This is a genomic window from Bacillus sp. LL01, from assembly GCF_001037965.1.
The window spans coordinates 1-10,827 of sequence record NZ_LFEL01000036.1 but is presented as its reverse complement, the minus strand read 5'-3'; the positions used below and the strand labels follow the sequence as shown (position 1 = coordinate 10,827).

Below are 10,827 nucleotides of genomic sequence, written 5' to 3'. Positions count from 1 at the left end.
TAACTGGTGATTAGCCCCGCTTACTAAGATAATGTTACTTCCAGGAAGTTTTTGGTGTATAAATGCGCAGTTAAATCTCCAATCGACTGTTCGATCCTCATCCCCTTGGATTACTAGAACGCTTTGGTTAGACTTTGAATACACCTTTACTTTCTGATTCCATAAAAAGAGCGCATCTAACCATTTGATAGAGACTTGATGATGTTGCAATGGATCCTGTTTAACAAATGAGTGATACTCTTTATTTGAGGTGTTCTTTCGATAATACCGTTTCGTATGTTTAATAAATGGAGGGATCATTTTCTTCCCTATTATCGACGCATGCCAGGCATAAGAACGAACTAATGGAGCGAGCATCACAACTTTATTAAAGGTATGAGGTTGTTGCGTGAGGATATTCAGTGAGATTGCAGCTCCTGTACTGTGTGCAACCAAGTAGGTTGGATGGTATTCGTTCATGACATACTTTTCACTAACTTCAACCAACACTTTTTGGTAATATAAAAAATCATCAATGGAGACACGTTCACCACCAGAAAGTCCATGACCAGCTAAATCATAGCTCCAGACATGATAGCCATTAGCAGTCAAAAAATTGATTAGGTGACTCATTGATCCTGTATGATCAAAATACCCATGAACAAGTAATATAGTCGCTTGAAATCTCTTTGGTTTAAAGGATTGCAGAAAAACTTTTTGCTGATTGATCATTACATAGCCATAAGAGTGCTTAATATCGGTTAGCTTGACTCCGTAAAATGTTGTATATGTATCCATTGCTTCTTCCAATGCATCTTCTTGACAAGGAAAGAAAATTTCCGTTTGTTGGATGGTAGCTAATGCTTTTTCAATCGGCCTCATCATACCTATCCCCTCACTTAATCGCTTGTAATTGCTTAAGGCTCACTAAGATATGATCAATAAATTCCGGTAATTGCTCCATTTGTTCTTCATTAATTTTTGTGGGAAATGTAACAATAACCGTATTATGATAACTTGACCCTTGTTCCTGATAGTGAAATTCAAGCTTTTGTCTGATAGGTTGCTCTAGCTCTGGTTTCCAGATTCCAGTTAATAATTCTTCAATTTCTCGACACTGACGATCCACATCTTCCACTTCCAAGAAAAACTTCACCTTTAATTCACAGCCAATTGTTAGGTCATCCGACTCAAGAATCTCTGCCGCTAAATCCTTCACAGATGCCACTAAGTTAATTTCCGCTTCTGGTTTGGAGCGTTCCCTAAGCGAGAATCGTAGCGCAAACTCCCGAGCCATCACAGCCATTTCAAGTCGATCAACTCTATTATGAATTTGAACGATTTGATCTAGGTTATCTAAGTCATAAATATGGTTTTCAATGGCCACTTTCAAGTTTYCAAAAATCGTTGGATCATACATCCATTTCCCTCAATTCTAGAAGTTTGTTCAAATCTTACCATAGTCGCTATAGGATTTCACCTTCGTTAAATAAACGTTTAATTAACGTAAAAAAAGGTACTTACTCTCGACATAAGAGCAGTACCCGTTTAATCTACTTTGAAATATGTTGATTAAATTCCCTTAGGATGTCTTCTTTGATCTGATCTACTTTATTGAAATCCATCGCTTTAATATAAATGGCTTCAAGCTGATCTCTTAACATTTTGGCGTTTGCTAAATAGGCGATAGCTTCTTTCATTTTGTCCTTATACAATTTAGTCGTTCTTGCTATTTCCTCTGCGTACAACTCATCTGTACCTGGAGTGATGCACCGTTCATATACGTCAACGACTTGATCCCCCTCACGCTCCGGGAAGTATTCATGTGGGGCTGTGCTATCAAAGATTGCAATGCTTTTCTCTCTAATAATGACCATATCAAGACTATTAGGATCAAATCCACAGTGATAGACTTCAACATCAAACCCTTTTTCTTCCCCAGCGGCTGCAATCTTCTTTAATATCGTTGATTTACCAGAGCCTGCCCGCCCTTTAATAAAGTAACGATCTTGAATATCAGCTGTTAAGTTTTGAATATGATCTACTGCCCCTACTGGTGTAGCTGCACCTAGGAATCGATGTTTCACATTAGCATCTTTCACTAGATTGTCGTCTCCGTAAAATAGATTGATTAGTTCTGTGGCGAGTTGATCAGCTTTGGCAAAATCCATATTGCTTATATATATGTCTTCAATATCATCGTGAGCTCGTAAGGAAGCAGCAAATGTATCATAAGCTGTATGGAACGCATGAGAGATGGCGGTATTCAAGGTAAGAATCTCTTCTTTATGAGGCATTAATTTATCTGTATCCCACGCCACACCTAAATTCACATATTCTTCTACTACACCAGGTGCCTTCGGTTCAATCACATGTGGAGCCGTGCCATCAACCATTCCAATTCCGWATTTAGGCACAATGACGCCATCGATTGAATTGTTATCAGAGGAGCAGTGTAAAAATTCAATATCAAATCCTTTATCGACCATTTCTTGGCCAATTGCCTTCATTAACGTTGACTTCCCAGTACCTGGACCACCCTTTAAAATAAACAATCGATCCAGTCCATCAATAGCCGAATCATAAAGGCTATAGAACCCCTTAGCTGTGTTCCCCCCAGCATAATAGTTCCGAATTGATCCCTTCACCAAATCACCCTCTCATAATCTTTTAATCAGTTTATGTAGGTGATCTAACAAAGGTTAATGCCTATTTGAGTGAATTTCGATCTAATAACTTAAAAGGCACCTACACGCTAAGTGCAGGTGCCAAATTACTTATTCTTCTACAGGGAACCAGCCAGGAGTGTTCATAATCGCACTCCAAAGAACATCCGGCACAGCTAATTTTTTTTGATCATTCTTGGTTACGGTAGTCTTAATTTCAGACTCTCTGCCTGCTTGTACTTTTTCGACCCATTTAGGTTCCATAATTAACTCTCTTCCTAAGCTTACAAATGGCACTCCCGAATCTAGAGCTTCTTTTACTTCGTCTGGGGTATGAAGCGATCCAACTCCGATAATTGGTACCTTGTCACCTACACGTTTCGAAATGAGGGTAACACGCGACTCCTTATCCTCTTCATCCCGAATTGAGCCTTGCCAGAAGTCTTGAACAGAGATATGAAGATAATCAAGGTCCTGATCTGCTAACACATCAACAAATGTTAATGTATCCTCTATTGTAATCCCCGGGCTCTCCATTTCCTCAGGAGAAATTCTGTAACCTATAATAAACGGCTCTTTGGCATGAGTCGCTACTGTTTCTTTTACTGTCTTAATGACAGCAAGAGGAAACGTCATTCGACTCTCTACACTTCCTCCCCACTTATCGTTGCGACGGTTTGAGTGAGGGGAGAAGAATTGTTGAATGAGATACGTATTGGCTCCGTGAATCTCTACTCCATCAAATCCAGCTTCAATAGCACGGCGAGTTGCATCTCCGAAAGCTTGAATAATCGTTTCGATCTCCGAATTTGTTAGTTCTCTTGGTGTAATCGAACCTGGTCGCAGAGCAGCCACGTCACTTGCACTTACAGGCTGATCTCCTACAAGTTCTTCTTTAGGAGCCATTCTTCCCGCATGGAAAATTTGCAGTATAACTTTCGCTCCTTCTCCTTTAATCGTGTCTGCTAATCTCTTTAAGCTTGGGATCATTTCATCTGAATCGGCACTAATTTCATTTTGAAATCCTTTTCCATCACGTGTTACGTAAGCAACAGCCGTAATAACCGCTCCTACACCACCTGAACGTTCTCTATAGTAATCCAATTCAGCATCAGTTACCTTTCCCTGTTCATCTGAAGCAAAGTTCGTCATAGGAGCCATCATTACTCTATTTTTCAGCTCTACCCCACGTTTAAATGTATAGGTAGTAAACAAAGATTTATATTGTTCATTCATCTTACATTCCTCCTAACGATTAAAACCTTTTACGGTTTGTTCTATCATAAAGAGGTTTTATCTTAATTTCAAATATTTTTCTTAGCGAAATAAAACCAAAAAGATAACAAAAAATTCAAATAATTAGTGTAAAATGATCTAACATAGTTTATAATAGGCAATACATTATCAATTCAACGCTTTTAAGCGTTAAAGATTTAGTAGGGGGAGAGAAGATGAAAAAGAGAAAAATCTTATCAGTCGTATCAACAGCTACTTGTTTACTTTGGTTAACTGCGTGTGGGGGCGCAGATAGTGCTACATCTGAAGCAGAAGCTGCAGAAACCACCGCATCTGATGACGTGATTACTTTAAAAGTAGGACATATTGCGCCACCTGAGGAAGCTTATTCCCTTGGTTTTGAAGCCTATGCAGAAGCCGTTGAAGAAGCAACAGGGGGCCAGGTACAATTTGAGATTTATGGAAACGGGGCGCTTGGTGGAGAGCGTGAATTACTCGAAGGCGTACAATTACAGAATTTAGATATGAGTGTCATCACAACGGGAGTCGTGACAAACTTTGTACCGGATGTTACTGCCATTGAATTTCCGTTTTTATTTAGAGACTTAGAGCATGCCTACAACACTCTAGACGGAGAAATTGGTCAAGAGTTGCTTGATAAAATGAGTGATGCCGGATTAAAGGGGATTGCTTTCTGGGAAAACGGGCAACGTCATATTGCCAACAATCAACATCCAGTACTTACACCAGAAGATCTTAAAGRCTTAAAAATGCGCACCATTGAAAGTRACATTTTACTAGATACATATAGCGCACTTGGAACGAATGCAACACCAATGGCTTTTCCGGAAGTATACGGAGGATTGCAACAGGGCGTTATTGACGGATCAGATTTCTCATACGGGGTGATTTGGAGTACGAATGTTTATGAGCAGGTCGACCACCTTACAGAAGCGGGTCTTTATTACGCATCTGCTACTCTTTTGATGAATGATGACTCATACACATCACTACCCGAAGACATCCAGGAAACGATCATTACTCTCGGGAAAGAATTCGCCCAAACTCAAAGAGAGATTTCTCAAGGACTTGAGGAAGAACAAAAACAACAATTACTAGATAACGGAATTGAGATTGTTTCAGCTGAGGAACTAGATTTAGAGACCTTCCGCCAACAAGTTGAGCCTGTGTATGAAAAATACGAAGAACAATACGGTGACATTTTAGAGAGAATTGCAAACGTAGAATAAGAAAAACGCCCCGTCTGACATGAGCTCAGGTCGGGGCGTTTTCTCGTTTCATTTCTAATTATCTTCAACAACTCTAGCTACATTAGAACCACATGTTTTACATGTACCTTTTAGTACAATCCCATGTTCACCATCTTTTAACGTATAGTTTACAATCGTAGTAACACCACATTTACTACAAAAGACATTTTCTATTAGTTGTTTCTGAAAGTCCTTTGGTATTTTCGCCCATTTTTGAGCAGCTTTAAAATCAATGACTGACATATTTTTCACCTTACTTCCTACCTAATGATCGTCAAAACACTCGACCACTATCCAAAAATATTTTGAATGAAGATCCTAACTACATCGGCGCCACCGATAATCGTACCGAGTGTACTACCTAAGTTTGTTAACACAACAACAAGTAAAATACGTGTCACATTATTGCTCCAGAATCCTTTTACCGAGTAGACATCATCTGATAAGCTCTCAAAGTCCGCCACTTTCGGCCTTCTTATATACGCCTCAACAAGTCCTGCAAACCAACCGGCTGCAAGTAACGGATACAATGAAGTCAGCGGAGCTAAAACGAGTGCCGTTACAATCGTCAAGGGATGACCAAACGCAACGGCTGCTCCAATAGCTGCAAAAGCACTATTCCATAGCACCCAACTTAAGGTTAGATTTGTTCCTACTTCAGGATTGGTATAAAAAGCATATCCAATCATACCTAAAATGAGCAGTGGAATCATCCAAGCAATAATGGTCGGAGCTACTGACTTTTTAGGTCTTTCATTTAATTTATCTAGATCATGGTCTTTCTTAATTTGTTCTTTAATACCCGGAACATGGGCAGCCCCTAGAACGGCAACGACTTTATCCCCTGGTGCTTCTTTAATCTTTTGAGCAAGATACTGATCTCGTTCATCAATTAATGGCTTTTTAAGTCTCGGGAATGAGGCCGTTAGATCATGTAGCATCGTGTTCAGCATATCTTCTGTCTTAAGACGCTCAAGCTCTTCTTCTGAAATCTCTTCATTGTTAAAAACACTATAAACGATCGACATTAGAAGCTTCGCACGGCCCCATAACCCGACCCCATGCCAAATTCTCGAGAAGGTAATTTGAATATTACGATCTGCAAGCACAAGATCTGCTCCTACCTCTTTTGCTGACTCAATACCCTGAATCATTTCTTGCCCTGGCTTAATATCAAATTGCTTAGCCATTCGTTTTTGGAAAGATGAGATAAATAGATTCATTAAAAGGAGAGTCGCTTTCTTTTCCTTAATCACCTTAAAAATGTCCATATCTTTCCACTTACTACCAGCTGTAACCGATTGATAACGCTGTTCATCTAATTCAATACATACCGAATCCGGTTGTTCAGCCTCAATGACTTGCTTTACTTCCTCAGCACTTTGCTTAGATACATGAGCTGTACCAATTAAGATAAGCTCCTTACCTTCTAAGTTTATCCTTGTAATGTTCTGCTCGGACATATGTACCTTCCTTTTTATCCAATTCTGCCAATTTGTTATTACTTTATTATCTCAGATTCAAGGAGGAACTACAATTATTCAATTATGTACAACTGCAGAACTTCAACCGGAAAATAATAATTTACCTTCCTAAACATAATTAGGTAGAGGTCTTTTTGACATAAAAAAAAGCCTTTACCAGTTTTGGTAAAGGCTCTTTTATACCTGAGGAGGAAACAATGGATACTCAAATATGAACATAATATGAACAAGCTCTCTTAAAYATTTTCAGCAGTTGATTGCCTACTCATCTGTATTTTAGGCTTTGTTGCCTTATACCAATGCAAGCAAAGGATGAAAATAATGATGATATCAACAGCATCTCCGCCGTAATACATTAACATTCCTCCACTTTCCGCTTGGACTCTTTCCACTCCTTGAGGAGGGTTAGCATAAATATATTTTGATAAAATCCCATGTCCTGCTAGTGCAAGGACCAATACTACTGAACGATAAAGATAGCTCCTTATATGAGGCATCGGATCGATATAGATCATCGACACCGTAAATAGATATCCAGCTAAAAAAACGTGGAAATGAATAAAGATATGAAGAGCGACAATCTCGTGCATCATCAAATAGAGGTCTGTCGTATAGAGAATCCAAAGTCCTCCTACATTTAATAGAGAAGCAATAATTGGGTCTGTAAAAAACGCTGCTACTCTCGTTCGTAATACGTTTGTTACCTTTCTAGCAGCATGGATAGGAAGTGTACGTAAGAACAAGGTCATAGGCGCTGCAAGAACTATGAAGAGAGGGGCGAGCATTCCCAAAAATAGATGCCCGGCCATATGCCAAACAAAATCCTCATGAGCAAGCTTAGCTAACGGACCTAGAACAGAAATGACCGCTAAAGCTGTTCCAGCCGTCCACAACCCAATTCGGTAGATGGGCCATTTTTTATGAGTACGATTAGATATCATGACAGCGGCCAAATATAAAATAAATAGTACAATAAAGGGAGAGGCTAAAATCCACTCAGCCAGGACAAACCCGGTCTGCTCCATATTGTGTTGGTGATGATGACCCTCCATGAATTATTCCCCCTTTACTTGTCTTGATTGATTAGATCGCTTAACAAGAACAATACCAATAATGATCATGACAACTGCTCCGATATTCCATACCAAATCATACACAATGACATTTTCCACATAGCGAATCTGGTGAATACGCATCACCTTATGCTGAATGATCCCATCATACAGCTGAAACACTCCCGCACCAAGAAAGACCCCGCCCCACCACCGTTTAATATTCACGGCATGACGTCGTCTTAAATCAGCAAATAAGAAAAGGCCGCCAATTGTTGCAAACCAACTAAAGGCATGAAATAACCCGTCTGAGATCAACCCGATATCTGTAGTTGACAAATCGTAGAAATGATGCCAGTTCAAAAGTTGATGAAAGACCATTTCATCAATGAAAGCAATTAAACCTAAACCAAATAAAATACCAGACCAGAAATTACGCCTGGAGTAAGCGTGCATGTTATTGATAGAGTTTGAATGTTCCATAGTAACCTCCTTCATGTTATTTATTTCATTTAATCTACTAACTCAAACCTCCCTATGTATTTATTTCCATTATTCTAAAAAGTAAACCGAGCTTTTTATCACTATCCCTCTTTATATACCTAGGCGAACCTCTGTATAGATCGCTGATTTAGTAAAGGTCGCTTTTTTTTTGATTCTTTTTAAGATTAATAGCTAACATTTTTACTTCACCTCGCGAAAAAAGGGCCCTATTCATAGGACCCTTTTTTGATAACGTATTCTATTACAATAAGATTTAGTAGACTAATTAAAAGGTATCTGTTCTACCTTCATAGCTTGGGTACATATGAGAATTTCTTGTGTTGTTACTTGTATAAGTATTAAACACATTTTCTTCTTGTGTTTTATCAGCTTCAACTAGAACTACAATATGCCCTTCATTCAAGTATTTATCATATTCTTTTGCCTGATCTTCTGTGAGACCTGCTCCAGTCATCGCTCCTACAAGACCACCGCCACCAGCGCCAATTAACCCGCCTTCAATTGCTGSGGCAATCGGGCCAGCTGCCACAATTGGACCTGCTCCGGGAATAGCAAGTAAACCAAGCCCAGCAATACCACCTAATACAGCACCAGCTCCCGCACCAATTCCGAATCCTTTCCCTGCCTTTTCGCCTCGATTATTTTTTTTCTTAGAATCTCCTGAAACCTCAATATCTGTTTTTTCTTCAATTGCCTCTGAGATCCCGTCATCTTTAGCGAAAATAGAAATATCTTTACGGTTGTAACCATTTCTTTCTAATTGCTCAATTACATTTACGGCATCAAATTGATCTTTAAATACACCGCCAATAATTTTCTTTTCCATGAAATATACCTCCTCGTTATTTTTGTTTCATCTACTTCATTCAATACCCGACTCTAGAAATTGTTAACCATTTAGTTATTTTAAAGAATTATTATATTTATAATTTAGTGTACCGTTGATAAGTCTTCCCAATAATTTGATCAAAAAGCAAATTTATAAAAAAGCCGGGTAACATTCTTTTCAAGGAGCAGGCGATATGACTTGAAAGGTCTTTTATTTTCTAGTCATAAATAAAACACTCTTCACCATAAGGTGGAGAGTGTTTTTAACTACAACAACGTTCTCACTTTTTATCGGTATAATCTATTGCCTTTCTAGAAAATTATCATCATATAATTTTAATTCAGCTAACCTAGATGCTACTATTTATCTATTGGAACGAGTCGTTTTTGTTTAGATTGTTCGGCTAAGATCGCATTTAAAACCTTTTGTATGCGGCCAGTCAGTTCTGTAGCATGTTCAGGGCTGGCTAAATTTCTTTCTTCAAACGGATCTTGAGTAAGATTATATAATTCAAATTCATCAGGCACTTGCTTTCTTGTTTGATCATCATCGAACTGAGGATTGTCAAAATATCGGGCATACTTCCAGATTTCCTTCTCGCTTCTCTTTCCGCTCGGAAGTTTAGCAATAACCGCTTCGATATGATTAGGCTGAAGAACCGACTGATAAGGCTCTCCTCTAGCGGTTGTTTGATTCAGACCCTTAGTGACATCGTCATCCGTCATAAAGTAAAGAGGTTCATCTRCCTCTTGAAACGCCTCTGACCCTTTTATTAACGGGGTTAGATCCTTTCCAACCAAAGGCCTTACTTCTGTATGACTTTTTGCAAGCTTATCCTGCACCTTTTCTACCTTCACTCCTGATAACCCTAATAATGTAGGCAGAATATCAACATGACTCGTCAGCATATCCGTTTCCTCATTCTGCTCGAAAAGAAGCGGATTATGAATAATGAGCGGAACGTGGATAGATTCTTCGTACATGTTATACCACTTTTGGTGCAATCCCCCATGTGCCCCTAGCAGCTCACCATGGTCAGAGGTAAAGATCACAATTGTATCTTCATAAAAACTAGATWGTTWAAGAGCTTTAAAAACCTTTTTCATCTCTTGATCTGCTTTCTTTTGTAGGCTGTAATACAGCTGTCTGTAAAAATTATTGTCGATAATCGGCTGAAGGGCTCTGGGGTAAGTGTAACGATAGCTCTCCTGTGCTCTCGGTTTAGTTGATAATGACTCCTCTACCGTAGGAGCTGGCGGAATAAATGGCAGTGTTTGATCGACCTCAAAATGAAAAGTTGGCTGCACAGCCGTTAGTACACCGTACAAAGCAATATCATGAGGATTTACCAATGAACACATAACAAACCACGGCTTTTGTTCCTCTATTTTTTGACTCTTCTTATCTAAGGACTTTATCAGCTTCACCGTATCTTCTGCATAAACCTGATCACGCCCACTCATACCCTTAGCCGCAGAAGAAGCAGAGTTACGCGGGTCTGTTCCATGAGGTTCAGGTCCTATCCAGCTAGAAAATCCAAAAGCATCAAGACGATTTGCTTGTTTATACATTTTTACCTTGTCTTTCACAGGGACCCCCGTATTTGTGTTATAGCTAGAATATGCATCATGAGTACCTGGAATTAAAATATCTTCATCTGATGCATGCCACTTACCTTTCCAAAAAGTATCATATCCCGCTGCGCGAAAATAATGCCCCATGGTCGGTACAGTATTAGGATCTAGCCAAAAAACATCGGGGTCAAATCCTCCCTTAGCGACACCAGTGGTTTGAGTGACTCCGTGC

General features: G+C 39.2%; 11 protein-coding genes. 1 reads left to right on the top strand and 10 read right to left on the bottom strand.

All coding sequences use genetic code 11. The annotated features are described in order from the left end of the window. The 4 genes from AB685_RS22745 to AB685_RS22730 form a co-directional block, all read right to left on the bottom strand. Nucleotides 1-864 (bottom strand): alpha/beta hydrolase (locus tag AB685_RS22745; RefSeq protein WP_131709647.1); only part of this gene is annotated, 864 nt, incomplete at its 3' end. 10 nt (nucleotides 865-874) lie between these two features. Then, nucleotides 875-1,399 (bottom strand): hypothetical protein, encoded by a 525-nt coding sequence (locus tag AB685_RS22740; protein ID WP_047972862.1) that lies wholly within the window; start codon nucleotides 1,397-1,399, stop codon nucleotides 875-877. A gap of 133 nt (nucleotides 1,400-1,532) precedes the next feature. Further along, nucleotides 1,533-2,627 carry a PRK06851 family protein gene (locus AB685_RS22735; protein WP_047972861.1) on the bottom strand — a complete coding sequence of 365 codons (1,095 nt, stop codon included), beginning with the start codon at nucleotides 2,625-2,627 and terminating at the stop codon, nucleotides 1,533-1,535. A 129-nt stretch (nucleotides 2,628-2,756) separates the two neighbouring features. Next, nucleotides 2,757-3,881: an NADH-dependent flavin oxidoreductase gene (locus AB685_RS22730; protein WP_047972860.1), complete on the bottom strand. Its 1,125-nt coding sequence runs from the start codon at nucleotides 3,879-3,881 to the stop codon at nucleotides 2,757-2,759. Between the two features lie 215 nt (nucleotides 3,882-4,096). Here AB685_RS22730 and dctP point away from each other — a divergent pair, with 215 nt between their 5' ends. Further along, on the top strand, nucleotides 4,097-5,131 hold the full coding sequence (gene dctP, locus AB685_RS22725) for a TRAP transporter substrate-binding protein DctP (protein WP_047972859.1): 1,035 nt from the start codon (nucleotides 4,097-4,099) through the stop codon (nucleotides 5,129-5,131). Nucleotides 5,132-5,185: 54 nt separating this feature from the next. Here dctP and AB685_RS22720 read toward each other — a convergent pair whose 3' ends face one another. The 6 genes from AB685_RS22720 to AB685_RS22695 form a co-directional block, all read right to left on the bottom strand. Continuing rightward, a complete protein-coding gene (locus AB685_RS22720; protein ID WP_047972858.1) occupies nucleotides 5,186-5,395 on the bottom strand; it encodes a hypothetical protein in 210 nt (69 codons plus the stop codon). 47 nt (nucleotides 5,396-5,442) lie between these two features. Beyond that, the gene (locus AB685_RS22715) at nucleotides 5,443-6,615 is read right to left on the bottom strand and encodes a TraB/GumN family protein (RefSeq protein WP_047972857.1); all 1,173 of its coding nucleotides are present in this window, start codon (nucleotides 6,613-6,615) and stop codon (nucleotides 5,443-5,445) included. A gap of 257 nt (nucleotides 6,616-6,872) precedes the next feature. Continuing rightward, the gene (locus AB685_RS22710; RefSeq protein WP_047972856.1) at nucleotides 6,873-7,688 is read right to left on the bottom strand and encodes a cytochrome c oxidase assembly protein; all 816 of its coding nucleotides are present in this window, start codon (nucleotides 7,686-7,688) and stop codon (nucleotides 6,873-6,875) included. Between the two features lie 3 nt (nucleotides 7,689-7,691). Beyond that, nucleotides 7,692-8,171 (bottom strand): DUF2243 domain-containing protein, encoded by a 480-nt coding sequence (locus tag AB685_RS22705; RefSeq protein WP_082153731.1) that lies wholly within the window; start codon nucleotides 8,169-8,171, stop codon nucleotides 7,692-7,694. A gap of 286 nt (nucleotides 8,172-8,457) precedes the next feature. Next, entirely contained in the window at nucleotides 8,458-9,018 is a 561-nt protein-coding gene (locus tag AB685_RS22700) for a general stress protein (RefSeq protein ID WP_047972855.1), read from the bottom strand. A 362-nt stretch (nucleotides 9,019-9,380) separates the two neighbouring features. Further along, a partial coding sequence (locus AB685_RS22695; RefSeq protein WP_047972854.1) for a sulfatase-like hydrolase/transferase occupies nucleotides 9,381-10,827 on the bottom strand: 1,447 nt, incomplete at its 5' end.